The sequence below is a fragment of the Ornithinimicrobium panacihumi genome (assembly GCF_052073805.1).
GTDB classification, from domain to species: Bacteria; Actinomycetota; Actinomycetes; order Actinomycetales; family Dermatophilaceae; genus Ornithinicoccus; species Ornithinicoccus panacihumi.
This window is the reverse complement of record NZ_JBQGWG010000001.1, coordinates 106,971-132,771: the sequence shown is the minus strand read 5'-3', so window position 1 is coordinate 132,771 and position 25,801 is coordinate 106,971. Positions and strand designations below refer to the sequence as shown.

Annotated in this window: 27 protein-coding genes; 7 read left to right on the top strand and 20 right to left on the bottom strand. The window is 70.6% G+C overall.

From position 1 onward, the window contains the following. Positions 1-88: 88 nt before the first annotated feature. Positions 89-1,363, top strand: a complete 1,275-nt coding sequence (locus ACTMMA_RS00605; RefSeq protein ID WP_441188156.1) for a glycoside hydrolase family 15 protein — start codon at positions 89-91, stop codon at positions 1,361-1,363. A gap of 23 nt (positions 1,364-1,386) precedes the next feature. Here the strand turns inward: ACTMMA_RS00605 and ACTMMA_RS00600 are convergent, their stop codons facing one another. Beyond that, positions 1,387-1,704 (bottom strand): Rv1322 family protein, encoded by a 318-nt coding sequence (locus ACTMMA_RS00600; RefSeq protein ID WP_441188155.1) that lies wholly within the window; start codon positions 1,702-1,704, stop codon positions 1,387-1,389. A gap of 16 nt (positions 1,705-1,720) precedes the next feature. Continuing rightward, complete coding sequence (locus ACTMMA_RS00595; RefSeq protein WP_441188154.1) at positions 1,721-3,388, bottom strand: 3-hydroxyacyl-CoA dehydrogenase family protein; 1,668 nt, start codon at positions 3,386-3,388, stop codon at positions 1,721-1,723. A gap of 97 nt (positions 3,389-3,485) precedes the next feature. On the opposite strand from ACTMMA_RS00595, the gene nucS reads away from it, so the two are divergent. From nucS to ACTMMA_RS00580, 3 genes are all read left to right on the top strand, one after another. Beyond that, positions 3,486-4,181, top strand: coding sequence for an endonuclease NucS (gene nucS, locus ACTMMA_RS00590; protein ID WP_441188153.1), 696 nt, complete (start codon positions 3,486-3,488; stop codon positions 4,179-4,181). A 47-nt stretch (positions 4,182-4,228) separates the two neighbouring features. Beyond that, entirely contained in the window at positions 4,229-5,755 is a 1,527-nt protein-coding gene (locus tag ACTMMA_RS00585) for a gamma-glutamyltransferase (RefSeq protein ID WP_441188152.1), read from the top strand. Between the two features lie 68 nt (positions 5,756-5,823). After that, positions 5,824-6,507 carry a cob(I)yrinic acid a,c-diamide adenosyltransferase gene (locus tag ACTMMA_RS00580; protein WP_441188151.1) on the top strand — a complete coding sequence of 228 codons (684 nt, stop codon included), beginning with the start codon at positions 5,824-5,826 and terminating at the stop codon, positions 6,505-6,507. Positions 6,508-6,641: 134 nt separating this feature from the next. Here ACTMMA_RS00580 and ACTMMA_RS00575 read toward each other — a convergent pair whose 3' ends face one another. The 3 genes from ACTMMA_RS00575 to ACTMMA_RS00565 are packed head-to-tail and all read right to left on the bottom strand — an operon-like array spanning position 6,642 to position 8,749. Further along, positions 6,642-7,046, bottom strand: a complete 405-nt coding sequence (locus ACTMMA_RS00575) for a DUF2550 family protein (RefSeq protein WP_441188150.1) — start codon at positions 7,044-7,046, stop codon at positions 6,642-6,644. Positions 7,047-7,070: 24 nt separating this feature from the next. Then, complete coding sequence (locus ACTMMA_RS00570; protein ID WP_441188149.1) at positions 7,071-7,358, bottom strand: F0F1 ATP synthase subunit epsilon; 288 nt, start codon at positions 7,356-7,358, stop codon at positions 7,071-7,073. Positions 7,359-7,396: 38 nt separating this feature from the next. Further along, a complete protein-coding gene (locus ACTMMA_RS00565) occupies positions 7,397-8,749 on the bottom strand; it encodes a uracil-xanthine permease family protein (RefSeq protein WP_441188148.1) in 1,353 nt (450 codons plus the stop codon). A gap of 90 nt (positions 8,750-8,839) precedes the next feature. Here ACTMMA_RS00565 and ACTMMA_RS00560 point away from each other — a divergent pair, with 90 nt between their 5' ends. Next, entirely contained in the window at positions 8,840-10,072 is a 1,233-nt protein-coding gene (locus ACTMMA_RS00560; protein WP_441188147.1) for an acetyl-CoA hydrolase/transferase family protein, read from the top strand. Between the two features lie 562 nt (positions 10,073-10,634). Continuing rightward, positions 10,635-11,516 (top strand): putative endonuclease domain-containing protein, encoded by an 882-nt coding sequence (locus tag ACTMMA_RS00555; RefSeq protein ID WP_441188146.1) that lies wholly within the window; start codon positions 10,635-10,637, stop codon positions 11,514-11,516. 291 nt (positions 11,517-11,807) lie between these two features. Here the strand turns inward: ACTMMA_RS00555 and atpD are convergent, their stop codons facing one another. The 14 genes from atpD to prfA all read right to left on the bottom strand — a co-directional run bounded on the left by atpD (position 11,808) and on the right by prfA (position 25,443). Continuing rightward, positions 11,808-13,265, bottom strand: a complete 1,458-nt coding sequence (atpD, locus tag ACTMMA_RS00550) for a F0F1 ATP synthase subunit beta (RefSeq protein WP_441188145.1) — start codon at positions 13,263-13,265, stop codon at positions 11,808-11,810. Positions 13,266-13,278: 13 nt separating this feature from the next. Next, positions 13,279-14,178: a F0F1 ATP synthase subunit gamma gene (locus ACTMMA_RS00545; RefSeq protein ID WP_441188144.1), complete on the bottom strand. Its 900-nt coding sequence runs from the start codon at positions 14,176-14,178 to the stop codon at positions 13,279-13,281. Positions 14,179-14,286: 108 nt separating this feature from the next. Then, positions 14,287-15,936: a F0F1 ATP synthase subunit alpha gene (atpA, locus tag ACTMMA_RS00540; RefSeq protein WP_441188143.1), complete on the bottom strand. Its 1,650-nt coding sequence runs from the start codon at positions 15,934-15,936 to the stop codon at positions 14,287-14,289. Between the two features lie 85 nt (positions 15,937-16,021). Continuing rightward, on the bottom strand, positions 16,022-16,843 hold the full coding sequence (locus ACTMMA_RS00535; protein ID WP_441188142.1) for a F0F1 ATP synthase subunit delta: 822 nt from the start codon (positions 16,841-16,843) through the stop codon (positions 16,022-16,024). After that, positions 16,843-17,430 carry a F0F1 ATP synthase subunit B gene (locus tag ACTMMA_RS00530; protein ID WP_441188433.1) on the bottom strand — a complete coding sequence of 196 codons (588 nt, stop codon included), beginning with the start codon at positions 17,428-17,430 and terminating at the stop codon, positions 16,843-16,845. Before ACTMMA_RS00530 ends, ACTMMA_RS00535 begins: the two co-directional genes overlap by 1 nt. Positions 17,431-17,546: 116 nt before the next feature. Beyond that, positions 17,547-17,762 (bottom strand): ATP synthase subunit C-like protein, encoded by a 216-nt coding sequence (locus tag ACTMMA_RS00525; RefSeq protein WP_441188141.1) that lies wholly within the window; start codon positions 17,760-17,762, stop codon positions 17,547-17,549. 113 nt (positions 17,763-17,875) lie between these two features. Next, positions 17,876-18,682, bottom strand: coding sequence for a F0F1 ATP synthase subunit A (atpB, locus tag ACTMMA_RS00520; RefSeq protein ID WP_441188432.1), 807 nt, complete (start codon positions 18,680-18,682; stop codon positions 17,876-17,878). 115 nt (positions 18,683-18,797) lie between these two features. Further along, positions 18,798-19,013: a hypothetical protein gene (locus tag ACTMMA_RS00515; RefSeq protein WP_441188140.1), complete on the bottom strand. Its 216-nt coding sequence runs from the start codon at positions 19,011-19,013 to the stop codon at positions 18,798-18,800. Next, positions 19,010-19,456 carry a hypothetical protein gene (locus ACTMMA_RS00510; protein ID WP_441188139.1) on the bottom strand — a complete coding sequence of 149 codons (447 nt, stop codon included), beginning with the start codon at positions 19,454-19,456 and terminating at the stop codon, positions 19,010-19,012. Before ACTMMA_RS00510 ends, ACTMMA_RS00515 begins: the two co-directional genes overlap by 4 nt. 322 nt (positions 19,457-19,778) lie before the next feature. Beyond that, positions 19,779-20,891, bottom strand: coding sequence for a glycosyltransferase family 4 protein (locus tag ACTMMA_RS00505; RefSeq protein WP_441188138.1), 1,113 nt, complete (start codon positions 20,889-20,891; stop codon positions 19,779-19,781). A gap of 54 nt (positions 20,892-20,945) precedes the next feature. Continuing rightward, positions 20,946-22,244 (bottom strand): serine hydroxymethyltransferase, encoded by a 1,299-nt coding sequence (glyA, locus tag ACTMMA_RS00500; RefSeq protein ID WP_441188137.1) that lies wholly within the window; start codon positions 22,242-22,244, stop codon positions 20,946-20,948. 17 nt (positions 22,245-22,261) lie between these two features. Continuing rightward, positions 22,262-23,179 carry an L-threonylcarbamoyladenylate synthase gene (locus tag ACTMMA_RS00495; protein ID WP_441188136.1) on the bottom strand — a complete coding sequence of 306 codons (918 nt, stop codon included), beginning with the start codon at positions 23,177-23,179 and terminating at the stop codon, positions 22,262-22,264. A gap of 291 nt (positions 23,180-23,470) precedes the next feature. Further along, positions 23,471-24,343 carry a peptide chain release factor N(5)-glutamine methyltransferase gene (prmC, locus tag ACTMMA_RS00490; protein ID WP_441188135.1) on the bottom strand — a complete coding sequence of 291 codons (873 nt, stop codon included), beginning with the start codon at positions 24,341-24,343 and terminating at the stop codon, positions 23,471-23,473. Continuing rightward, positions 24,340-25,443: a peptide chain release factor 1 gene (gene prfA / locus ACTMMA_RS00485; RefSeq protein ID WP_441188134.1), complete on the bottom strand. Its 1,104-nt coding sequence runs from the start codon at positions 25,441-25,443 to the stop codon at positions 24,340-24,342. Before prfA ends, prmC begins: the two co-directional genes overlap by 4 nt. On the opposite strand from prfA, the gene ACTMMA_RS00480 reads away from it, so the two are divergent. Then, positions 25,442-25,570: a hypothetical protein gene (locus tag ACTMMA_RS00480; RefSeq protein WP_441188133.1), complete on the top strand. Its 129-nt coding sequence runs from the start codon at positions 25,442-25,444 to the stop codon at positions 25,568-25,570. The two genes, prfA and ACTMMA_RS00480, sit on opposite strands and share 2 nt — an antisense overlap. Here ACTMMA_RS00480 and rpmE read toward each other — a convergent pair. Then, on the bottom strand, positions 25,567-25,782 hold the full coding sequence (gene rpmE / locus ACTMMA_RS00475; protein ID WP_441188132.1) for a 50S ribosomal protein L31: 216 nt from the start codon (positions 25,780-25,782) through the stop codon (positions 25,567-25,569). The two genes, ACTMMA_RS00480 and rpmE, sit on opposite strands and share 4 nt — an antisense overlap. Positions 25,783-25,801 lie beyond the last annotated feature (19 nt).

Sequence of the window (25,801 nt, the reverse complement as noted above, 5' to 3'; positions counted from 1 at the left end):
GCTCTGCTCCCCGCCGGCGACACGGTCTGGTCCCCACCGGCGGACACACCCTGCCCCTGTCACGCGGACCGCGTGACAGTCTGAGGGCATGACGGAGCTGCGGCGCCGGTCCGTGCTGGGCCTGGGAATCGCGGCCGCCGGGGTCGCGGTGGGCGTGCCGGTCGAGCGTGCCCTCCGGCCCGACCGCTCGCGGGTCTCGCTCTACTCGGGCGGGGTCGGCATCACCATGACCGGGCAGCGCGTGCTCCTCAAGGAGGGCGAGGTCTTCCCGCGAGAACGCTCGCGGGTGCTGGACGACGCGGACGGCACCAGCGAGGTCGCTCTCACGGAGCAGGAGCTGCTCAGCGCCGCCGAGGCGTCGGTGGCACCGCAGTGGCGGGAGCTGGTGGCCTCCAGCGTGCTCGACCTCAACGTCCTCAGCCACGGGCTCCCCGCACCGGTCGCGGCGTGGAACGATCCATGGCGCTACGTCTGGCCGCGGGACGCCGCCCACGTCGTCCGGACCTGGGCCCGCCTCGGCAGGGCGGAGGACGTCCTGACCTGGCTCCGTTTCCTGACCGAGGTGCAGCGCGAGGACGGTCGGTTCGAGGCACGCTCGACCCTGCTCGGCGGGGTGCCCGACGACCGCCCGGTCCAGGCGGACGGGGTCGGCTGGTTCCTCTGGGCGGTCGCCGAGGCCTGCGACCTCCTGCCCTCCCGTCGCAGCGAGATTCTGGAGCTGACCGGGCATGCGGCGGGCGCGGGCCTGCGCGCGGTCCTCGCCGACCTCGACCGGTCGCGCGACGGACTGCCGAGCCCGACGCCGGACTACTGGGAGGTGCCCGAACGCCGCACGACGCTGGGGATCGCGGCCGTCACCCTCAGCGGGCTCCAGGCGGCGGCGCGTCTCGGCGGGGAGCTGTGCCCCGAGGCGGCACGGGCCGGCGGCGCGGCCGAGCGGCTGACGGGCACGATCCGCACCCGCTTCGGCGCGCGCGGCTACCAGCGTTACGTGCGGGGCGGTGGCCAGGACAGCGCCATCACCTTCCTGCTGCCGCCCTACGTCCGGGGACTCGACAGCGAGGTGGCTCCACTGCTCGGGACAGCGTGGCAGGCGATGCTCCGGCCAGCCGGTGGGATCGCCCCCGGCGAGGGCTGGCGCCAGGACGGCATCAGCTGGACCCCCGAGACGGCCCTGTTCGCCCAGGCCCATGCCGCGCTCGGCGATCACGAACGGGCCGGGCGGATTCTGAACTGGCTCGCTCGGCACCGCACCCCCGCCGGCGCCCTGCCCGAGAAGGTCCTCAAGGATGGCTCACCCGCGGCCGTCGCGCCGCTGGCCTGGACCTGCGCCGTGGTCGCCTCCGCCGCTCTCGATCTCTGAGACCCGCTCGGGCGCACAGCTCCTCAGGCGAAAGAGCCGTGGGGGCGGCGGCGGTCACGGGCCGCCCAGCAGACGCCGTGCCAGTGGCGGCGGTTCTCGACGGTCTGCATCGAGGCCAGCGGCCAGACGACGGTGTGGGCGGTGTCGGCGCCGACCTCGCCGGAGCAGCCGGGGCAGACGTAGACCCTCCCTGTCTCGTTGGGGCGCACCTGACGCACGCCCCAGACCTGCCCGGCGTAGCGGACCTCGGTCACGGCCGGCTCGCGCAGGCTCGGCGGCAGTCCGCCGCCGGCCCGAGGGAGGGGCCGGCCGCCCCTGCGGCGACGGTTCGACCGGCCCACGACGGAAGAAGCAGCCTCAGCGGCTGGTGAAGGGACGGTCCAGGACGACGTGCTCGATGAGCAGCGGGGACGGCTCGACGGCCTCACGCGGCAGGCCGGACCCGCCCAGCTCCTCGCAGATCGAGAGCACCTCGTCGGCGCCGATCTGGTCGATCATCGCGAAGGGGCCCACGGGATAGCCCAGGCCGAACACGGTCGCGGTGTCGATGTCCTGCACCGAGGCATAGCCCTCGTCGAGCATCCGGACCGCGTCGTTGAGGTGCGGCACCAGCAGCGCGTCGACGACCAGACCGACCCGGTCGCGGCAGACGACCGGCTCGGCACCCATCTTGGTGATCACGCCGCGCAGCAGGTCCAGCGCGCCCTCGTCGGTGACCGAGGTGCGACCGACCTCGATGACCTGACCGTTTCCGGTCGGGGCGTGCACGCGCAGCACGACGCTGCGCTCGGGACGGCCGGAGTGCGCGGCCAGGCCCATGGCGGCGGCGCTGTTGACGGTCGCCAGCACGGTCTGGGGCCCGGTGACCTCGCCCAGCTCGGCGAAGAGGTCCTCCAGGTCGCGACCCGGCAGCTCCTCGCCGTCCTCCAGGTTCTCCAGGTCCTCGAGGTCGAAGTCGAGGTCCTGCGCCTCGACCACCAGCCCGGCGTCCTTGAGCGAGGCGAGCTCCCCGGAGTCCTCGGCGTCGGCGACGTGGCGAACCTCATACCCCGCCCCCTCGAGCCGCGAGACGAGCTCGTCGGCGACCTCTCCGGTGCCGACCACGCCGACGACCGACAGGCCGGAGTCGGCCACCGGCGCCGGGGTCTGCGCGTCCTCGACCATCCGGCCACCCTCGTAGGTGTAGAAGCCGCGCCCGCTCTTGCGGCCGAGCAGCCCGGAGGTGACCATGCGGCCCAGCAACGGGCTCGGCGCGTGCATCTGGCTGCGGGTGTGGGAGTAGATGACGTCGCCGATGTGGTGGCACACGTCCAGGCCGACCAGGTCGATCAGGGTCAGCGGCCCCATCGGCAGGCCGGCACCGACGCGCATCGCGGTGTCGAGGTCCTCGCGGGAGACGTGCCCGGTCTCGACCATCTTCAGCGCCGAGGTGAAGTAGCCGAAGAGCAGGTAGTTGGCCACGAAGCCGGCGCGGTCGCCGACCACCACCGGCTTCTTGCCCAGCTTCTCGGAGACGGCGACCACGGCGTCGCGCACGGCGTCGTCGGTGCGCAGCGTGGTGATGACCTCGACCAGCTTCAGGACCGGCGCGGGGTTGAAGAAGTGCATGCCCACGACCCGCTCGGGGTGCTTGGTCGGCGCCGCGATCTCGGTGATCGACAGGCTCGAGGTGTTGGAGGCAAGAATCGCGTCGTCGGCCACGACCTCGTCGAGCTTGCCGAAGATCTCGTGCTTGAGGGCCATGATCTCGGGCACCGCCTCCACGACCAGGTCGGCCCCGGCCAGGTCGGCGAACTCGGTGGTGATGCTGATCCGGTCGAGGATCTCCTGCTGCCCCGCCTCGTCGAGCTTGCCCTTGGCCACCGCCCGGTCGGTGGACTTCTGCAGGATCGCGCGACCGCGGTCGGCGAACTCCTGGGTGGTCTCGACCCCGATGACCCGCAGGCCACCCCGGGCGAAGACCTCGACGATGCCCGCACCCATGGTGCCCAGGCCGATGACCGCGACCGTGCTGATCTCACGCATGGGACGATCTTCTCAGACCAGGAGGGGCGGGGTATGCGGTGGGGCCGGGTGCTGTGGGCACCTCACCGGACGCCCTCGGCGGGTTAGGGTGACCCGCGTGCGTGTCGTGATCGCCCGGTGCTCGGTGGACTACCAGGGGGCCCTCCAGGCCCACCTGCCGCTGGCGACCCGTCTGCTCATGGTCAAGGCCGACGGCTCGGTCCTCATCCACTCCGACGGCGGCTCCTACAAGCCGCTGAACTGGATGGCCCCGCCCTGCTCGATGGCCGAGGTCGACCCCGACGAGCTCGAGCGCGAGGAGGGCGTGGAGTCGGTCTGGCTGGTCAGCCACGGCAAGCGGGACGACACCCTCCGGATCCGGCTGCACGAGGTCCTCTCCGACTCCAGCCACGAGCTCGGCATCGACCCGGGCCTGGTCAAGGACGGCGTCGAGGCACAGCTCCAGGCGCTGCTGGCCGAGCACATCCACACCCTCGGCGAAGGCTGGAGCCTGCTGCGGCGGGAGTATCCCACCGCCATCGGCCCGGTCGACATCCTGTGCAAGGACGCTGACGGGGCGACCGTGGCCGTGGAGATCAAGCGCCGGGGCGAGATCGACGGTGTCGAGCAACTGACGCGCTATCTGGAGCTGCTCAACCGCGACCCGCACCTGGCGCCGGTGACCGGGATCTTCGCGGCCCAGGTGATCAAGCCGCAGGCCAAGGTGCTGGCGGCCGACCGCGGGATCCGGTGCGTGACGCTGGACTACGAGGCGCTGCGCGGGATCGACGACGCGGAGTCCAGGCTCTTCTGAGGACGCGGAGTCCAGGGTCTGCTGAGGAGGTGCGGCAGAATCGGGGCATGACGCACCAGGCCGCGATCGCCGCCCCCAACGCGCACGCCACCCAGGCGGCGCAGCACGCCATCGACTGCGGGGGCACCGCGGTCGACGCGGCCATCGCCGCGATGATGGTGGCCACGGTGACCGAGCCGGGCATCGTCTCCCCGCTGGCCGGTGGCTTCATCAACATCTGGCCCACCGAGGGCGACCCGGTGGTCATCGACGCCAACGTCGAGATGCCCGGTCGCGGCCAGCCGGAGGAGCGCTTCGGGGCCGGGCTGATCAAGGTGGAGAACAGCTACGGCGGCGGCATGACGACTTTCGTCGGGCCGGGCTCGGTCGCGACCCCGGGCATGTTCGCCGGCATGGGCTGGGCGCACGAACGCTTCGGGGCGGCGCCCTGGGCCCAGCTGATGCAGCCGGCCGCCGACGTCTCCCGGCACGGCTACACGCTGAGCCGGACCGCCCAGTCCTATCTCGTGCTCATCTACGACTCGATCCTGGCCTGGGACCCCCGCACCCGCCAGCTGTTCACCGCCGGTGGCGAGGCACCCCCCGTCGGCCACCCCATCGCCGACGAGCACCTCGCGCAGACCCTGGAGCAGATCGGCGAGCAGGGCTGGCAGACCGTCTACACCGGCGACGTCGCCCGCGCGATCGACTCCGACATGCGCGAGCGCGGAGGCCTGCTGTGCGCCGCCGACCTGGCCGCCTACAGCCCGGTCGTGCGCCCGGCGCTGCGCAGCACGCTGGGCGACTGGCACCTGGCCTGCAACCCGCCGCCGTCGATCGGCGGCCCGGTCCTGACCGCCATGCTGCGCCTGCTCCAGGCCGTGGAGGAGGAGATCACCCCGGCACGGGCCGCGACCGTGCTCAAGGACGTGCTCGACATCCGGCTCGACCGGATCGACACCGCCGAGGACCTGGCGGCCGCCGGCGCCGAGCTGCTGGAGACGCTGCACGAGATCGGCTCGCTCGGGCTGCCCCGCTCCCCCAGCACCGCCCACGTGTCCGTGGTCGACGAGACGGGCCTGGCGTGCGCCTTCACCGCCTCCGCCGGCTACAGCTCCGGCATGACGATCAGCGGCACCGGCCTCATGGGCAACAACGCCCTCGGCGAGCTCGAGCTCAACCGCCTCGGCGTGCACGCCCTGGCCCCGGGCACCCGGCTCGCCTCCAACATGGCCCCGACCACCGCCCGTCGCGCGGACGGCACCGTCCTGGCCATCGGCACCCCCGGCGCCGACCGGATCACGACGGCCCTGGCCCAGGTGATGACGCACCTGGCCATGCACGGCGAGGACCTGCAGACCGCCATCGACCGGCCCCGCATGCACCCGCGCCGGCTCGACGACGGCTCCACCCGGATCGACCACGAGCAGGACGCCGAGATCGCCGCCAGCCTGGACGAGGCGTGCCTGGTCCGCTTCGAGCACGACCGGCTGGCGATGTACTTCGGCGGCGTCGGCGCCGCGGCCCGGCACAGCGACGGGCGGCTCGAGGCCGGGGCCGACCCGCGCCGCGCCTCGGCGACGCTCGTCACCTGAGGCGAGCTGCTGCATACCCTCCTCGACCCAGGCGGAGCGTCGCAGAAGGTGCGTGGGACGATCTGGGCATGGTCAACCTCACGCGGATCTACACGCGCACCGGAGACGACGGCACCACCGCCCTGGGCGACAACGGGCGGACCGCCAAGACCGATCCTCGTCTGACCGCCTACGCCGACACCGACGAGGCGAACTCGATGATCGGTGTCGCGATCGCCTGCGGTGCGCTGTCGCACGAGGTCGAGAAGACCCTGACGCGGATCCAGAACGACCTCTTCGACGTCGGCGCCGACCTGTGCATGCCGCTGCGGGCCAGCTATGAGTGGGAGCCGCTGCGGGTGCGGGCGGAGTGGATCGACGAGCTCGAGGCCGACTGCGACCACTACAACGAGCGGCTGGAGCCGCTGCGCTCGTTCATCCTGCCCGGCGGGACGCCCGGGTCGGCCCATCTGCAGGTCGCGCGGACCGTGACCCGTCGTGCCGAGCGTGCGGCGTGGGCGGCGCTGGAGGCATACGGGGACGAGCCGGCCGGGCAGGACGCGGCCAAGGGCGAGGGCGGGGTCAACCCGCTGACCGCCAAGTACCTCAACCGTCTCTCCGACCTGCTCTTCATCCTGGCCCGGGTGGCCAACCTCTCCGGCGACGGCGACGTGCTGTGGCAGCCGGGCGGTGGCCGGGAGGAGGCACCGGTGCGGCGCGGACGGGGCGCTGGGGTGGCCCAGGACGACGACCCCACCGACGACGACGCCTGACCTCGGCCTGGGGGCTCGGGCGACCGTGCCTTCCCTATCGGGGCTGGGGCTGTTGCGGCTCAGGCTGTTGCGGCTCAGGCTGTTGCGGCTCAGGCTGTCGCGGCTCAGGCTGTCGCGGCTCAGGCTGTCGCGGCTCAGGCGACGCTGGCGTTCCAGCCCGGCGGGACGGCCTCGACCCAGGCCCGGAGCGCTGTGTAGTGCTCCTCGTCCAGGGCGAGGTCAAAGGTCGAGCTGCCGTAGGTGACTGGGACCATGATCAGGCCCTCACGACGGATCTGACGGGCGTCCTCCTCCCCCGCGCGGGAGGCGATGCCCAGGTCGAGGTTGCCGCGTAGCCACGGACCGGCAGAAAGACCGCCCGACCCCTTCAGGGCCAGGCGGTCGTCGTCGAAGCGCAGGGTGCCGCGACGCCAGATGTCCCCGGCGGCACGGTAGGCGGCGGGCATGGGCGGGCACACGGCGCCCTGCTCGCCGAAGAACCGGAACGCGAGCAGCCCCACCCCAAGGATCACCAGCGCGCCGAGAACGGCGAGCGTCACCAGGATGAGGCTGTCCGGCATGGGTCAGGCGGTCTGGTCCTGGGAGGCGAGGTTGCCGGCGTCGACCCGGTCGGCCACGATCACGACGCGGTCGTGGTCGACCGACAGGAAGCCACCGTCGATGGTGACCGTCTCGGTGGAGCCACCCGTGGACTTGATGCGGACCTCGCCGGTCACCAGCACGCCGAGGATGGGCGTGTGGCCGGGCATGATGCCCAGATCACCGTCGATGCTGCGGGCGCTGACCATCGCAGCCTCACCCTGCCAGACCTTGCGGTCCGCGGCGACGAGCTCGACCTGGAGTGCACTCACGAGTTGTTCCCTTCGGGTGGATGACGACTCAGATCAGTCTAGCGGCCCTGCGGATCGCTCCACGACGGGTCGGCGATCTCCGGGGCCCGGTTGGTGGACCCACCGATCTCGAAGTGCCCACCCTCGCTGGCGACCGCCCCGGTGAGGCGGTTGATGGCGTGCATGCCGTGGTAGAGGATCAGCGCGGCCGCGGTGCCCAGCGCGATGCCCTCGAAGACGAGGTCGCCGAGGACGGCCGTGTAATTGGCGATGCCGACGATCAGCGCCACGGCACCGGTCGTCAGGTTGATCGGGTTGCTGAAGTCCACGCGGTGCTCGACCCAGATCCGGAAGCCGAGGACGCCGATCATGCCGTAGAGGACGGTCGCGGCCCCACCGAGCACCCCGACGGGGACGGTCTGGATGGCGGCGCCGAACTTGGGCAGGAAGGCCAGCAGGATCGCGGTGATCCCGGCCACCCAATAGGCGGCCGTGGAGTAGACCTTGGTCGCCGCCATGACGCCGATGTTCTCCGCGTAGGTCGTCGTCCCCGACCCACCGCCGGAGCCGGCGAGCGTGGTGGCCAGCCCGTCGGAGAGCAGGGTGCGCCCGATCATGTGGTCCAGGTCGTCCGCGGTCTCCTCGGTCATCTGGGCCACCGACTTCACGTGCCCGATGTTCTCGGCGACGAGGACCAGCACCACGGGCAGGAACAGGCCGATGACGTTCCAGTGGAACTCGGGCAGCATGAAGGTGGGCGCCCCCACCCAGCCGGCCTCACCGATGGCGGTGAAGTCGACCTCCCCACGGAAAGCGGCTACCGCATACCCCACCACGACGCCGAGCAGGATCGACAGGCGCCCCAGGATCCCGCGGAAGAGCACGGTGCACAGGACGATCGCCAGCATCGTGACCAGCGCGGTGACCGGCGCCTGCTCGACATTGCCCCAGGCCGCCGGTGCCAGGTTGAGCCCGATGAGCGCCACGATGGCGCCGGTGACCATCGGGGGCATGAGACGGCTGACCCAGGCGTGGCCGACGGCCTGGACGATCAGCCCGACGAGGGCCAGCGCGATGCCCGCCATGACCACGCCGCCGAGGGCGCCGGCCGGGCCGTGCATCCCCTGGGCGGCGGCGATCGGGGCGAGGAAGGCGAAGGAGCTGCCCAGGTAGGACGGCACGCGGTTGCCGGTGATGAGCAGGAAGAGCAGGGTGCCGATGCCGCTGAACAGCAGGGTCGTGCTGGGCGGGAAGCCGGTGATCAGGGGGACCAGGAAGGTGGCGCCGAACATGGCGACCACGTGCTGCATACCGATCCCGATCGTGGGACCCCACGCGAGCCGCTCCCGGGGCGCGACCACGTGCCCGGGCTCGATCCGATAACCGTCTCCGTGCGTCGTCCACAGGCTCACGGGGCCTCCTCTGCCAGATAGTCCGTGGTGGCCGCCGCGACGACGGCCCGGGCGATCCTATCGCCGATGGGGGGGTACACAATGGTGGCCGTGAAGACCATCGACGTCGATGTCCTGTCCCACGCCCTGCGCTTCCTTCCCGACAACCCGCGGGTCGTCGTCTCCGGCAACCACAGCATCCCCTGGGAGCTGGTGAAGGTTCTGGACGAGAGCGTCGAACGCTACATCCTGCACGCGCTCAACGGCGGCCACGGGCTGCCCGAGCGGGAGTGCGTCACCGCCGAGACCTGCTTCGTCGGCCCCGGTCAGCGGCGGCACCCGGGATTGCGTTATGTGCCCTCGCGGCTCTCGCTGGTGCCGGTGCTCTTCCGCGGGGCACTGCCGCCGGACGCGGTGATCGTGCACTGCGCGCCGCCGCGCAACGGGATGATCTCGCTGGGCATCGAGGTCAACGTCCTGCCGGCCGCCATCGAGGCCGCGCGGGGGCGCGGGGCGCTGGTCGTGGCGATGGTCAACCCGCGGATGCCCTACACCTATGGCGACGCGCTGGTGCCGGTCGAGCACGTCGACCTCGCGGTCGAGGTCGACAGCCCGCTGGTCGCCGCCCCAGCCGCCTCCACGCCGCTGGGCGAGGACGCCATCACCATCGGCGAGAAGGTCGCCTCGATGATCGGCGACGGCGCGACCCTGCAGATGGGTATCGGTGCGGTGCCGGACGCTGCCTTGGCTGCGCTCACCAGGCGCAAGGGTCTGCGGCTCTGGACCGAGATGTTCTCCGACGGCGTGCTGGCCCTGGACCGCGCGGGCGCGCTGGACGAGACGCACCCGCTGAGCACCTCGTTCATCTTCGGCACCCAGGAGCTCTACGACTGGATCGACGGCAACCAGCGCGTCCGGATGGGGCGCACCGAGCACATCAACGACCCCGGCCTCATCTCCCACCAGCGTCTGATGACCTCGATCAACACTGCTCTCGAGGTCGATCTCTTCGGCCAGGCCAACGCCTCGCGCATCAACGCCCGGATCCACAGCGGCTTCGGCGGCCAGACGGACTTCATCGTCGGCGCGTTGCACTCCCTGGGCGGGCAGTCCTTCATCGCCCTGCGCTCCTGGCACCCCAAGGCGGACGTGTCGACCATCGTGCCGATGGTCGACGAGCCGGTCACCAGCTTCCAGCAGACCGCGATCGTCACCGAGCAGGGCACGGCGCTCCTCTGGGGGCGCTCGGAGAAGGAGCAGGCGCACGACCTCATCGAGAACGCCGCCCACCCGCGGGTCCGGGACGAGCTGCGGGAAGAGGCCTATCACCTGGGTCTGGCCTGACGCGCGACCGCGGGGCGAGGCTCAGGGTCGGCAGGGCCGTCCGCAACACACCCCTGGACCAGCAGGCCCTTCGCAACAACACCCCTGGACCAGCAAGCCCGTCCGTAACACACCCCTGGACCAGCACGACATGGAGGACGAGCCAGGGAAGCCCGGGTTGTGCGGCGAGATCCATGCCGACAACGGCGATCTCAGCGCATAACCCGGGGTTGCTTCGCGTCTAGACCTCCTCCCCTGTGGATAACTCGAAACGAAGCCGCACCCCGGTAGCCAGAATCGGCCCATGGGAACGGACGTCGTGAAGTTGTTGCAGGCCCAAGGCGGTGCTGCCAGCGTGGCCCAGCTGCGCGCGGCCGGGATCTCACGCCACGTCATCGACGCTGCGGTCCGGGCCAAAGACGTCACGCGGGTCCGCCGGGACGCATTGGTCCTCACCTCAGCTCTGAGGCAAGCACCACCCTGGGAACGCAAACGGTTGACCGTCAGCGCCGTGGGTCTGAGCCTGGCACCAGCACACCTCCACCTTGGGACTACCGACGTCGCCAGGGATAGGGGACAAGACGTGGCCCGCACGGGCGGAGGTCAGGCACCCACGGACGTAGGCCTGGCACCCACGGACGTAGGCCTGACACCCACGGACGGAGGCCTGGCACCCACGGACGGAGGCCTGGCCGTCAGCCACGGGAGCGCGCTGCGGCTCCTCGACCTCCGGTGCTACGGCGACGACGACCTCGTGCACATGAGCCGCATCGGCTCGGGCAAGGGACGCCGTGACGGCATCGTGTGGGTCCACGCACCCGTGCCTGCGCACATGGTGGTGCCGATTGATGGGATCGTGACAGTAGTCCCGGCCCTCGCTGCGCTCCAGGTCGCGGCCACCTACGGCATCGAGACCGGCATCGTCGCCGTGGACGGCGTCCTCCACCAGGCTGAGGTCACCGACGCGCAGGCCGCATACCAGGAGGGTCGGGAGCCGGACCCGTTCGGCTGGCGCCGCAGGGACCCCAAGGACCGGCCTGGCCCTGCACGCGCCGAGGTCGACCGTCAGCTCGCAGAACTGGTCGACAGGGGCTTCGGCAAGGCGACGGCCAAGGTCCGCAGCGTCGTGGCTGCCGCGGACGGGCGGAGCGAGTCCACGGGTGAGAGCCGCGCGCGCTGGACCATCAATGGGCTGGGTCTCGGGCCGACGACGCCGCAGTTCGCCGTCTGGGACGGACCCACGCTGATTGGGGTCGCCGACCTCAAACTGGACGCCCACAAGGTCCTCATCGAGTTCGACGGCCGGGCGAAGTATGAGGCGATGGACGATCTTCTCGCCGAGAAGTGGCGAGAGGACCGCCTGCGAGAGCTGGGCTACCAGGTGGTCCGTATCACGTGGGCGGACCTTGCACGTCCTCACGTCATCCGGGAACGGGTGCTCGCTGCCATCGCACGGTCGCGCTAGCCCCGGAACGAGGACGACGAACCCCGGGTTGTGCGCTGAGACCGCCCTTGTCGACAGGGATTTACCCGCACAACCCGGGGTTCCTCGGGTGAGGCGGCGTGGCACCCCAGGCCGCGCACCCCAGGCCGCGCACCCCACACCAAGATCCCCAGACCCGGACCCGACCAACCTCGCGGCCCGGTATGCGGAAGGGCCGGTGGGGATTGCTCCTCACCGGCCCTGATGCGGAAGGGCCGGTGAGGATTGCTCCTCACCGGCCCTCCGTCATGCCGGAACTATGGCGTCAGGCACTCAGCTGTTCTTCTCCAGCTCTGCGGCCTGGCGCTCGACGTCCTCGAGGCCACCACACATGAAGAAGGCCTGCTCGGGGACGTGGTCGTAGTCACCGTCGGCGACCTTGGTGAAGGCCTCGATGGTCTCGGCCAGCGGGACGGTCGAACCCTCGATGCCGGTGAACTGCTTGGCGACGTAGGTGTTCTGCGACAGGAAGCGCTGGATACGACGGGCGCGGCCGACGAGGATCTTGTCCTCCTCGGAGAGCTCGTCGATACCGAGGATCGCGATGATGTCCTGCAGCTCCTTGTAGCGCTGGAGGATCGACTTGATCCGGACGGCGGTGTCGTAGTGCTCCTGGGTGATGTAACGCGGGTCCAGGATGCGGCTGGTGGAGGCCAGCGGGTCCACGGCCGGGTAGATACCCATCGAGGCGATCGGGCGGGAGAGCTCGGTCGTCGCGTCCAGGTGGGCGAAGGTGGTCGCCGGGGCCGGGTCGGTGTAGTCGTCGGCCGGGACGTAGATCGCCTGCATCGAGGTGATCGAGTGACCACGGGTCGAGGTGATGCGCTCCTGGAGGGTGCCCATCTCGTCGGCGAGGTTCGGCTGGTAACCCACGGCGGAGGGCATGCGACCCAGCAGCGTGGAGACCTCGGAACCGGCCTGGGTGAAGCGGAAGATGTTGTCGATGAAGAGCAGCACGTCCTGCTTCTGCACGTCACGGAAGTACTCCGCCATCGTCAGCGCGGACAGCGCCACGCGAAGACGGGTGCCCGGCGGCTCGTCCATCTGGCCGAAGACGAGGGCGGTCTGGCCGAGAACGCCAGCCTCCTCCATCTCGACGATCAGGTCGTTGCCCTCACGGGTGCGCTCACCGACACCGGCGAACACCGACACACCACCGTGGTCGCGGGCCACACGGGCGATCATCTCCTGGATGAGCACCGTCTTGCCCACGCCGGCGCCGCCGAACAGGCCGATCTTGCCACCCTGCACGTAGGGGGTCAGCAGGTCGATGACCTTGATGCCGGTCTCGAACATCTGGGTCTTGGACTCCAGCTGGTCGAAGGCCGGGGCGGCGCGGTGGATGCCCCAACGCTCGGTGACCTCGAGGGTCTCGCCCTCGGGCAGGTCGAGCACGTCACCGGTGGCGTTGAAGACGTGACCGAGGGTCACGTCGCCGACGGGCACCGAGATGGGACCGCCGGTGTCCTGCACGGCGCCACCACGGACCAGGCCGTCGGTGGGCTGCAGGGAGATCGCGCGGACCATGTTGTCGCCGATGTCCTGGGCGACCTCGAGGTTGACGGTCTTCTTCTCACCGTCGAGCTCGACCTCGGTCTTGAGCAGGTTGTAGAGGGCAGGCATCTGCCCGGGCGGGAACTCGACGTCGACGACCGGGCCGATGATCCGGGCCAAGCGGCCCACGGCGCCCTGGGTCTGCTCCTGCTGGGGAGCGTCAGTGGTAGCAGTCATGGTTGCTTCCTTCTCACTTCTTGGCGTCGGCGAGGGCGCTCGCGCCGCCCACGATTTCGCTGATCTCTTGGGTGATCTCGGCCTGGCGGGCCTGGTTGGCCAACCGGGTGTAGGTCCTGATGAGCTCCTCCGCGTTGTCCGTGGCCGACTTCATCGCGCGCTGGCGGGCAGCCAGCTCGGAGGCCGCGGACTGGAGCAGCGCGTTCCAGATCCGGGAGGTGATGTAGCGCGGGAGCAGCGCGTCCAGCACCTCGGGCCCGGTGGGCTCGAACTCGTAGAGGGGGTACATCTCGTCGTCACGGGGAGCCTCGCCCTCCACGACCTCCAGCGGGAGCAGGCGCGTGACCTGCACCTCCTGGGTGACCATGTTGACGAACTTGGTGTAGACGATGTGCAGCTCGTCGACGCCGCCGTTCTCCGAGCCCTTGATGAACTCGGCGACACAGCGCTCGGCGATCTCCTTGGCCACATCGAAGGTCGGGCTGTCGGAGAAGCCGCTCCAGGAGTCGACGTAGTCCCGACCGCGGAACTTGTAGTAGCTCTCCGCCTTGCGACCCGTCAGGTAGGGCACGACCTCGATGCCCTGCTCCTGCAGCAGCTCACGCAGCTGCTCGCTGCGCTTGAGCACGCTCGCCGAGTAGGCGCCGGCCAGACCGCGGTCGGAGGTGATCACCAGGACCGCGGCGTTCTTCGGGTTCTCACGCTCCGTCGTCAGCGGGTGGTCGACGTCGGTGTGGGTGGCTACGGCCGACACAGCTCGGGTGATGGCGTTCGCGTAGGGGGTCGTCTCTGCAACCCGCTGGCGGGCCTTGACCACGCGGGAGGCAGCGATGAGCTCCATCGCCCGCGTGATCTTCTGCGTCGACTGGACGGACCGGCTGCGCTGGCGGTACTCCCGCTGCTGCGCTCCCATATCTCGCCTCTTTCGTGACTTTAGGTTCGTGGATGTCTGGACGGTCGCCCCGGGTCGCACCCGGGTGAGGGGCGGGTATGCGGCGACTCACCGCATACCCGCCTCACCTCACTTGCGGTTGACCGTGATCTGCTCCTGCAGGACGTCGTCGCCCTCCATCGCATCGATGTTCTCGTCGTCCTCGGCGGAGCCGACGTGGACCTCGTGGCTGTCGTCCGGCGAGAACTCCTGCTTGAAGGCCGCCATGGCCTCGCCCAGGACCTGCTCGGTGCTGTCGCCCAGCTTGCCGCTCTCGCGGATGCCGGCCAGCAGGTCGCCCTGCTCGCGGCGCAGGTAGTCGACCCACTCGGCCTCGAAGCGACGCACGTCGGAGACGGGCACGTCGTCGATGTGGCCGTTGGTGCCGGCCCAGATGATGCCGACCTGCTCCTCGACCGGGACCGGGGAGGACTGCGGCTGCTTCAGGATCTCGACCATGCGGGCACCGCGCTCGAGCTGGGCCTTGGAGGCAGCGTCGAGGTCGGAGGCGAACATGGCGAAGGCCTCCATCTCACGGAACTGTGCCAGGTCGACCTTCAGACGGCCGGAGACCGACTTCATCGCCTTGATCTGCGCGGCGCCACCGACCCGGGAGACGGAGACACCCACGTCGATCGCGGGACGCACGTTGGAGTTGAACAGGTCCGACTGCAGGTAGATCTGGCCGTCGGTGATGGAGATGACGTTGGTCGGGATGTAGGCCGACACGTCACCGGCCTTGGTCTCGATGATCGGCAGACCGGTCATCGAGCCCGCGCCAAGGTCGTCGGACAGCTTGGCGCAACGCTCCAGCAGCCGGCTGTGCAGGTAGAAGACGTCGCCCGGGTAGGCCTCACGGCCCGGCGGACGGCGCAGCAGCAGCGACACGGCGCGGTAGGCCTCGGCCTGCTTGGACAGGTCGTCGAAGACGATGAGGACGTGCTTGCCCTGGTACATCCAGCGCTGGCCGATGGCCGAGCCGGTGTAGGGGGCGAGGTACTTGAAGCCGGCCGCGTCCGAGGCGGGGGCCGCCACGATCGTGGTGTAGTCCAGGGCGCCGTTCTCCTCGAGGGTGCCACGCACCGAGGCGATGGTGGAGCCCTTCTGGCCGATGGCGACGTAGATACAGCGGACCTGCTTCTCCGGGTCGCCGGACTCCCAGTTGGCCTTCTGGTTCAGGATCGTGTCGATCGCGACCGTGGTCTTGCCGGTCTGGCGGTCACCGATGATCAGCTGGCGCTGGCCGCGGCCGATCGGGATCATCGCGTCGATGGCCTTGATGCCGGTCTGCAGCGGCTCGTGGACCGACTTGCGCATCATCACGCCGGGAGCCTGCAGCTCCAGGGCGCGACGGCCGTCGGTGGCGATCTCGCCCAGGCCGTCGATCGGCTCGCCGAGCGGGTTCACCACGCGGCCGAGGTAGCCGTCGCCGACCGGCACGGATAGGACCTCGCCGGTGCGCCGGACGGCCTGGCCGGACTCGAGGCCCGAGAAGTCACCCAGGACGATGACACCGACCTCGTGGGCGTCCAGGTTCAGGGCCAGGCCCAGCGTGCCGTCCTCGAACTGCAGCAGCTCGTTGGTCATCACCGAGGGCAGGCCCTCGACGTGGGCGATGCCGTCACCGGCGTCGATCACACGGCCAACCTCTTCGCGAGAGGCGGCGCTCGGCTCGTAGGACTGGACAAACTGGTCCAGTGCGTCGCGGATCTCCTCCGGACGGATCGTCAGCTCCGTCATGTCTTCTCCTCCGTGGTGGCCCGGGGTTCGTGCGGGCCGGGTGCTGTATGGGGTGCGGGGTCGCCTGGGTGGGTGGGTAGGTGGGTCAGCTGGTCATCCGGCGGCGGGCCTCGGCCAGGCGCTGGCTCACGGTGCCGTCGATGACCTCGTCGCCGATCTCCACCTTGATGCCACCGACGACGTCCTCGTCGATGACCACGTTGGTGTGGACCTGGCGGCCGTACTGGCGGCTGAGCGCCGCCACGAGCTTGTCGTGCTGCTCGGGGCTGAGCGGGACCGCGCTGGTGACCGTCGCCGTGACCTGGTCCTGCCGCTCGGCGGCCTGCTCCAGGTAGTCGTCGACGATGCGGTCGAAGCGACGGTCGCGGCTGCCGGACACGGCGACCTTGGCCAGGCGCACGGTCTCCGGGGCGGCCTTGATCGACAGCAGCCGGTCCACGAGCGCCTGCTTGGCGTCCGCATCCGCACGGCGGTCGGTCAGCGCGGCCTGGAGCTCGGGGCTGGCCTCGACGATCCGGGTGAAGCGGAACAGCTCGTCCTCGACCTGGCCGAGGCGGCCGTGGCGCTCGGCGTTGGCCAGGACGGCCTCGACACCGAGGCGATCCAGCGCCGTGACCACGTCACCGGGGTCGCTCCACCGCTGGGCGGCCACGGCCTTGGTCAGGTGCAGCGCACCGGCCCCGACCTTGCCGCCGAGCAGCCGCTCCACGAGGGCGGCCTTGTCGCCACCCTCCCGGGACGAGTCGCCCAGGCTGCGCCGCAGCACGGCGTTGTCCTGGACGAGCTTGGCGACCGCCCAGGCCTCGTCCGCCACGCGCGAGGGATCGATGGAGCCGCCCTCGTGGGCGAGCACCTCGTCCAGCGCCTGGCGGGCCGGCTGGTAGGAACGTCGGAACGAGCTGTCCATCAGTGCCCCTGCTCGGCCGGAGCGGCGCCCAGCTTCTCGGGCTGGATGGCGCCGGAGTCCAGGTCGGCCAGGAAGCGGTCGACGATGCCCCGCTGGCGGGACTCGTCGTGCAGCGACTCACCGACGATCTTGCTGGCCAGATCGGTCGAGATCTTGCCCACGTCACCACGCAGCTGGACCATGGCCTGCTGGCGCTCGGCCTCGATCTGCTTGTGCGCGGTCTCGGTGATCCGGCTGGCCTCGGTGCTGGCCTGCTGGCGCATCTCGGCGATGATCTGCGCGCCCTGCTCCTTGGCGTGCTCGCGGATGCGAGCGGCCTCGGCGCGGGCCTCGCCCAGCTGGTCCTCGTACTGCTTCTTCGCGGCGTCCGCCTCGGCGCGGGCCTGCTCGGCCGCCTCCATCCCGCCCTCGATGGCGGCGCGACGCTCGGCGTAGGCCTTCTCGAGGTTGGGGACGATGTACTTGGCGACGAACCAGTAGAAGATGCCGAAGACGATCAGGCCGAAGATGAGCTCCGGCAGGTAGGGCAGGATCGGGATGGCATTCTCCCCTGCGCCCATCGGCTCGGCTTCCTCGGTCGCGGCCATCAGGACGCCGGACACGATCGTGGTGTGCTCCACGAGCGGCTCCTCACGTGTAGGTGTCCGCCGGACTCACCCACAGGTCGCGGGCGGTCGGAGGACGGGTCTGGATGGGGGGTGCGTCAGCCGACGAAGAAGGCGATGAAGAAGAGGACCAGACCGAAGATGGCCAGGGCCTCAGCCAGCGCGAAGCCGAGGATGGCGATCGGCTGCAGCTTGCTCTGGGCCTCGGGCTGGCGCGCGACGCCGTTGATGTAGGCGGCGAAGATCAGACCCACGGCGATGGCCGGGCCGATGGTGGACAGGCCGTAGCCGAGCAGAGTGATGTCACCAGACACGTCGAATCTCTTTCTGTGTGATGTCCCGACGGAGCGTGGCGCCCGCCGGAGGCTTGTGCTGCGTATTCAGTTGTCGGTCAAGAGGTGGTGCGGGTGGAGCCTGGGCCTGCGGCTCAGTGCTCGTCGGCCAGCGCGCCACCGATGTAGGAGGCGGCCAGCAGGGTGAAGACGTAGGCCTGGAGGAACTGGATCAGCCCCTCGAAGACGGTCAGTGCGACACCCATGATCCAGGCCGGGATGGCGACGGCCATCAGGCCCGGCTCGAAGGTCTTGAACATGTACCAGCCACCCACGATGAAGACGACCAGGAGCATGTGACCGGCGAACATGTTGCCGAAGAGTCGCAGCGCCAGGGTCAGCGGGCGGGTGATGAAGAAGGTGATCAGCTCGAGGAAGAGGATGAACGGCTTGATCCAGCCGGGCAGCCCGCTGGGGAGCATCCCGCCGAGGTACTTGCCGACGCCACCGGCCTTGCGCAGCCCGACCCAGTGGTAGACCACGTAGACGATGGCGGTCAGCGCGATCGGGAAGCCGATGCGGGCCATCGTGGGGTTCTGGAACGGCGGGATGATGCCGAAGAGGTTGTTCAGCAGGATGAAGGTGAACAGCGCGAACAGGAAGGGCACGAACGGCTTGAAGTGCTGACTGCCGATCATGTCGCGGGCGATGCCGTTGCGCGCGAAGTTGTAGACCTGCTCGGTCATCCACTGGCCCTTGCCGGGCACGACCGCGGCCCGGCGGGCGGTGACCCACAGCCACACCATGAGGATGACGGTCGCGATGGCCATGAGGGCCATCGGACGGGTGAAGAAGTAGGGCGTGCCCGGGATGGCGAAGAGCGGCTGCCAGAAGTCGCCGGGCGTGGGGGGGAAGTGGGAGTTGTCCCCTGCCATCGGCAGGGCAAGCCCTACGGCCGCCATGGTCGCACTCACGCGTTCTCCTCCACAGGACTGTCTGAAGAAATGTTGTCGTTGGACGTCGGGACGGGCTCGGGCTCCGCGGCGCTCCGCCTGCGGGCAGGAAGGGACACCGACGTCATGACCTACCGTACCTGAGCCAGATGGTGTACATGGACAGGGCCATCCCGAACAGGACACCCACGGGCAGCAGGAAACTGGTGTCCAGCAACCAGTCCAGCAGCCAGCCGACGAGTCCGAAGCCCAGGGGGCCGGCGAGCAGGTAGCCGATCACCGCGTAACCGATGTCGGTCTGCTTGGCCATCCCCTCGACCTCGGGCTCCGGATAGCTCATACGTCCGCCCGGTCCGGGGTGGGGACGACCACGTCGAGCCCGGCACGACTGCGCAGATAGCCCACGACCAGCCCGACCTGGAAGACCAGGCCGACGATGATGAAGCCGATCGCCAGCGGCGTGATCTCCAGCCAGGTGGTCTGCCCCAGGCTCCAGATCACGGCGCCGAGCACGGCCATCTGGAGCAGGAAGACCAGGAAGGCGCCGGCCATCGTGGTGGCCGTCGGACCGGCCAGGACGCCCCGGATCCCGAAGATCCCGAGGGCGAAAACAGTGATAGATATCACGGCCCCGAGGGCGGCCGAGACCCCTGCCCACTCCCCCGCCGCGGCCCACGCAAGCAACGGGACGACGACCAGGAGCGGCAGGGAGGGGATGATCCCGCCCAGCAGCATGGCCCGCATCGGGACGCGCGAAGGGCGCGTCGCATCGGTGGCGGTCATGAAGGACTCCTGGGACAGGGAGGGCTGGGCGCTAGTGAAAGTTATCACAAGGTCGCCGGGGGCAGAATCTGCGAGCCGTGCGGCCGAGTCCACGTCATGCGGCCGAGCCCGGTCATACGGCAAGCACGGGTTGCGGCGATGCCCGGGCCCGGGTTGTGCGGGGAACCCCGGGTTGTGCGGCGATTCCCGGGCCCGGGTTGTGCGGGAACCCCGGGTTGTGCGGCGAAGTCGGGGTTGTCGACAGGGATTTCGCCGCACAACCCTGGTTTCGCGCCCGCTGGCTGACTCAGGTGGTCGAGGGGTTTCGCGCCCGCTGGCTGACTCAGGTGGTCGAGGCGGCCGAGGGGCGGGCGTTCTCGGGGCGCCGGGTGAGCACGATCGCCAGCGCCAGCAGGAAGAGGATGCCGACCACGCTCGCCCAGGCCGGGAGGTAGGCGAAGCTCACCGTCCCCGCCGCGATCAGCCCCGACCACAGGTAGAGCAGGACCACCGCGCGCCGGTGGCTGTGCCCGATGTCGAGCATCTGGTGGTGCAGGTGTCCCCGGTCAGGCTTCCAGGGCAGCTGACCGGCCCGGGTGCGACGGAAGACCGCCAGCAGGATGTCCAGGAAGGGCAGCGCCATGATCGCCACCGGGATCAGCAGCGGCAGGAAGATCGCGGTGGCGGCCGACGCGCTGGCCAGCGAGGAGCTCGGGTCGACCGAGCCGGTCATCGAGATCGTCGCGGCGGCCAGCAGCAGCCCCAGCAGCAGGGCCCCGGCGTCCCCCATGAAGAGCCGCGCCGGGTGGAAGTTGTGCGGCAGGAAGCCAAGGCAGCAGCCCATGAGCGCCGCGCTGATGAAGGTGGCCAGCGAGAAGACGTCGGGCGGGTCGAAGTTGCTGCTCACCAGGTAGGACCAGCCGAAGAAGGCGGAGGAGGAGATGAGCACCACGCCCGCGGCCAGGCCGTCGAGGCCGTCGATGAAGTTCACCGCGTTGGTGGAGACCACGACCACGAGGATCGTCAGGGTCACCATCACCGGCTCGGGCAGATAGGTGACCCCGCCGATCGGCAGCGAGAGCAGCTTGACCCCGAAGAGCGCCATCACCCCGCCGGCGATCACCTGCCCGGCCAGCTTGGTCAGCCAGTCCAGCTCGCGGACGTCGTCGAGCGCGCCGAGGGCGGTGACGATCACCGCGGCCAGCAGCACGCCGTAGAGCTGCGGGCTGGTGTCGAAGAGCTGCCCGAGATAGGGCAGCCTGCCCCCGAGCAGGACGGCGGCGGCGAAGCCGACGAGCATCGCCACCCCGCCCAGCCTGGGGATCGGCACGGTGTGGACGTCGCGCGCGCGCACGGCGGTGATCGCCCCGACGGCGAAGGCGAGGCGACGGACCAGCGGCGTGGCCAGGTAGGTCACCACCGCTGCCGTCAGCAGCACCATCAGGAACTCGCGCACGCGTGGACTCCCCTCCGCACCACATACCGAAGGGGTATGCGGCGCGGAGCCGGCTCAGCCGGCCGCCGGCTCCGGGTAGGCCGGGTAGGCGCTCAGCAGCTCGGTGACCTGGCCGCGCACCTCCGCCGAGACCGCGTGGTCCGGGTCGGCGTCGCCCTCGGTCACCGCACGGTGGATGAGGTCGGCGACCTGCTGCATCTGCTCCACGCCCATGCCCTGCGTCGTGATCGAGGGGGTGCCGACCCGGATGCCGGAGGCCACGTTGGGCTTCTCCGGGTCGAAGGGGATGGCGTTCTTGTTGAGCACGATGCCGGCCGCGTCGCAGCGGGCCTCGGCGTCGACGCCGGTCACGCCGACGCCGCGCAGGTCGTGCAGCGACAGGTGGGTGTCGGTGCCGCCGGTGATCGGGCGGATGCCGTGGCCGTCCAGCGCGGCGGCCAGGGCCTGGGAGTTGTCGAGCACCTGCTGGGCGTAGGCCTGGTAGGCCGGGGTCATGCACTCGGCGAAGTTGACCGCCTTGCCGGCCACGCCCTGCATGAGCGGGCCACCCTGCATCATCGGGAAGACCGCGCGGTCGATCTTCTTGGCGTGCTCCTCCTTGCACACGATCGCGCCGCCGCGGGGGCCGCGCAGCACCTTGTGCGTGGTGAAGGAGACGACGTCGGCGTGCGGGACCGGCGAGGGGATGACCTTGCCGGCGACCAGGCCGATGAAGTGGGCCGCGTCGACCCAGAAGATCGCGCCGACCTCGTCGGCGATCGCGCGGAAGCGCTCGAAGTCGATGAGGCGCGGGATGGCCGAGCCGCCGGCCAGGATGATCTTCGGCTTGTGCTCCTTGGCGAGCCGCTCGACCTGGTCGTAGTCGATGTCCTCGGTGTCCTCGGCCACGCCGTAGTGGACCGCGTTGAACCACTTCCCGGAGAAGCTCACCTTGAAGCCGTGGGTCAGGTGGCCGCCGTGGTCCAGCGACATCGCCAGGACGGTGTCGCCGGGGGCGGCGAAGGCGCCGTAGACCGCGAGGTTGGCGCTGGCGCCGGAGTGCGGCTGGACGTTGGCGTGGTCGGCACCGAAGAGCTCCTTGGCGCGGGCGATGGCCAGGTCCTCGACCTTGTCGACCTCGGCGCAGCCGCCGTAGTAGCGGGCATGGGGGTAGCCCTCGGCGTACTTGTTGGACAGGGTCGAGCCCAGGGCCGCCAGGACGGCAGGGCTGGTCTGGTTCTCGCTGGCGATGAGCTGCAGGCCCGCGCGCTGGCGGTCCAGCTCGGAGACGAGCAGTCCGGCAACCTCGGGGTCCTGATCGAGGAGAGCGCCGAAGTCGGGGCCGTAGTAGGTGTCGGGCGTCACAGCAGTCATGCGCCCCACTCTAGGGCTTAGCCCTGGCCGATCGTCGGCTCGGGGCCGATCGTCCGCAGGGCGTGGCGCGGGACCTCCACGCCGGTGGGCACCAAGGTCGTGCGGGGCCCGTCCTGGGCCTGCGCGCCGTCGTCCCCGGCCTCCGCCGCAGCGTCGTCGGACACCTCATCGGCCGGCTCGCCAGGGCCCTCCCCCACGGGCGGGCCGTCGTGCAGGACGGTCGTGCCCAGCACGCCGCGGATCTCCTCGGCGGACAGCGCACCCAGGCGCAGCACCACCGGCTCCTCACCGGTGCAGTCCAGGATCGTGGAGGGCAGGCCACCGGTGCGCGGGCCGTCCTCGAGGTAGACGGCGACGGCGCCGCCGAGCTGACCCAGGGCCTCCTGGCCCGTCGTCGCCGCCGGCCGGCCGGTGACGTTGGCGCTGGTCACGGCCATCGGGCCGACCTCGGCCAGGAGGTGGAGAGCCACCTCGTCGTCGGGCATCCGCAGCGCGACGGTCCCGTTGGTCTCCCCCAGGTCCCACTGCAGCGAGGGTTGGGCCCGCAGCACGAGCGTCAGCGGCCCGGGCCAGAACTGGCGCATGAGGATCTTGGCGTACATCGGCACGGACTCGGCCAGCCCGTCGACGGTGCGCGGGTTGGGGACCAGGACCGGCGGGGGCATCTCGCGCCCCCGGTGCTTGGCCGCCAGGACCATCGCGACGGCGACCACGTCGAAGGCGTCGGCGCCGACGCCGTAGACCGTGTCGGTGGGCAGCACCACGACCTTGCCGGCCCGGACCGCCGCCGCGGCGGTCTCCAGGGCACGCTCTCGCGCCGCGGGCTCGGTGCAGTCGAGCAGGCGCTCGGTCAGCGGCGCTGCGGCCATCAGGGCCTCCTGGTCGTCCCCGGGGGTGTCCGGTCGCCGGTCGGCGACCAGGGACCAGTGTGACACCGGGGGCTCGTTTCACGTTGCGGGGAGGCCAGGTCTGGCCAAAAATCGTCAGAAGTCGTCGGCGCACCCGAGCGTCGGCCGCACGAAGAAGGAGCTCGACATGCGTGGAAGTGGACTGATCTGGACGATCGTCGGCGTGCTGCTCATCATCGCCCTGCTGATCTACATCCTTTGATCAGGCAGCGCCAGGCCGGCACCCCCTGAGACCGTCGGTCGGCGCCTTGAGCGCACCTAGCTCGCGAGCCCGCGACCACGTGGTCGCGGGCTCGCGCTGTGTCAGCCGCGGACGTGTCAGGCGCGGGCGGCCCCGGCGCGCACGGCCCGGGTGACCCGCGGGCGCCCGTTGAGGTCCGGCAGGTCCTCGACCATGGACCACCAGCCCTGGTCCGCGAGCGCGGCGGGCAGGGTCGTCCCCTGGCTGTCGGCGTGCTCCATCAGCAGCACCCCGCCCGGCCGCAGGAGCACGGCTGCCCGCCCCGCCACCTCCAGCGGCACCTCCAGCCCGTCCTCGCCCCCGCCGTAGAGCGCCAGCTCTGGATCGTGGTCGCGCACCTCGGGATCGCGGGGCACCCCGTCCGGCGGGATGTAGGGCGGGTTGCTGACCACCACGTCGACCTCCCCCGCCCAGTCGCCGAAGGCCTCCTGCGCTCGACCCGGGCGCAGGTCGACCGGCAGACCGGTGCGCGTGAGGTTCGCGGCCGCATACCGCAGCGCGTCCGCAGAGAGCTCGACCGCGCCGACGCGCGCGTCCCTCCGCCCCTGCGCGACCCCCAGCGCCAGGGCTCCGCTGCCGGTGCAGAGGTCGACCACGGTGGGTGCCTCGGTGCCGGCCACCGCCTCCAGCGCCAGCTCGACCATGAGCTCGGTCTCCGGCCGCGGGACGAAGACGCCCGGCCCCACGGCCAGCTCCAGCCCGGCGAAGTGCGCGACGCCCGTCAGGTGCTGGAGCGGGACCCGCTCCGCCCTCCGGGCGACCAACGTGAGGTATGCGGCATGGTCGGCCTCGGCGAGCTCCTCACGCATGATCCGTGCCCGCCTGATCTCCTCGACCGAGCGGCCCGTCACGTGGGCCAGGAGCGACTCGGCGTCCACGGCGGGGCTGGGCACCCCGGCCTCCCGCAGCAGTGCCGTCCCCTCCCGGACGAGCGCGTCGACGCTGCTCACTGCTCTCGGGCGGACGCCAGCCTGGCCGCCTCGTCGGCGTCGACGGCCGACTGCACGACCGGGTCCAGGTCGCCGTCGAGCACGTGGTCGAGGTTGTAGGCCTTGAAGCCGGTGCGGTGGTCGGCGATCCGGTTCTCCGGGAAGTTGTAGGTGCGGATCCGCTCGCTGCGGTCCACGGTGCGCACCTGGCTGCGGCGCTGCTCGCTCGCGGCGGCCTCGGCCTCCTCGACGGCGATCTGGTGCAGCCGGGCGCGCAGGACCCGCAGCGCCGACTCCTTGTTCTGCAGCTGGCTCTTCTCGTTCTGGCAGGAGACGACCAGGCCGGTGGGCAGGTGGGTGATGCGCACCGCGGAGTCGGTGGTGTTGACCGACTGGCCACCGGGACCGGAGGAGCGGAAGACGTCGATCTTGAGGTCGTGAGGATCAAGGACGACCTCGGCAGCGTCATCACCGTCGTCGATGTCCGGCATGACCAGGACACCCGCCGCGGAGGTGTGGATCCGCCCCTGGCTCTCGGTGACGGGGACCCGCTGGACGCGGTGCACGCCGCCCTCGTACTTCAACCGGGCCCACGGCGCCTCTCCCGGCCCGGGGGTGCCGGTGGCCGAGATGGCCACGCGGGCATCCTTGTAGCCGCCCAGGTCCGAGTCGGTCGCGTCCAGCAGCTCGGTGCGCCAGCCACGACGCTCGGCGTAGCGCAGGTACATCCGCATGAGGTCGCCGGCGAAGAGCGCGGACTCCTCCCCGCCCTCGCCGGCCTTGACCTCGAGGATCACGTCCCGGTCGTCGTCGGGGTCGCGCGGGATCAGCTGCCGGCGCAGGGTGGCGGCCAGGTCCTCCTCGGCGGCCAGCAGGGCGGGCACCTCCTCGGCGAAGGACTCGTCCTCGGCGGCGAGCTCCCGGGCGGTGGCCAGATCGGCCGCCGCGGCCTCCCACGCCCGGTAGGCCGAGACCGTGGGGCCGAGAGCCGCATACCTCTTGTTGAGGCGCCGCAGCGCCACCGGGTCGGCGAGGACCTCGGGGTCGGCGAGGCTGGCCTCGATCTGCTCGTGCTCGGCCACCAGCGGCAGCGCGGAGTCGAAGGAGCGGGGCTGTGCCATGGCGACCTACCTCGGGACGGGCTGGCTGGGAGCTCGCGGACGGCTGCGGACGCAGGCCGCGTGGAACGGCGAACGCCGGCCCCACGAGCACCAGGTGCTCGACGGGACCGGCGTCGACGAAGACTAGTTGCCGGCCTTCTTGCCGTAGCGCTGCTCGAAGCGAGCCACCCGGCCACCGGTGTCCAGGATCTTCTGCTTGCCCGTGTAGAAGGGGTGGCAGTTGGAGCACACGTCGGCGTTGATCTTGCCGGACGTGGCGGTGCTGCGCGTGGTGAAGGTCGCGCCGCAGGTGCAGTGCACCTCGGTCTCGACGTACGCGGGGTGGATGTCCTTCTTCATGATTCTCCTCGAGGATGGT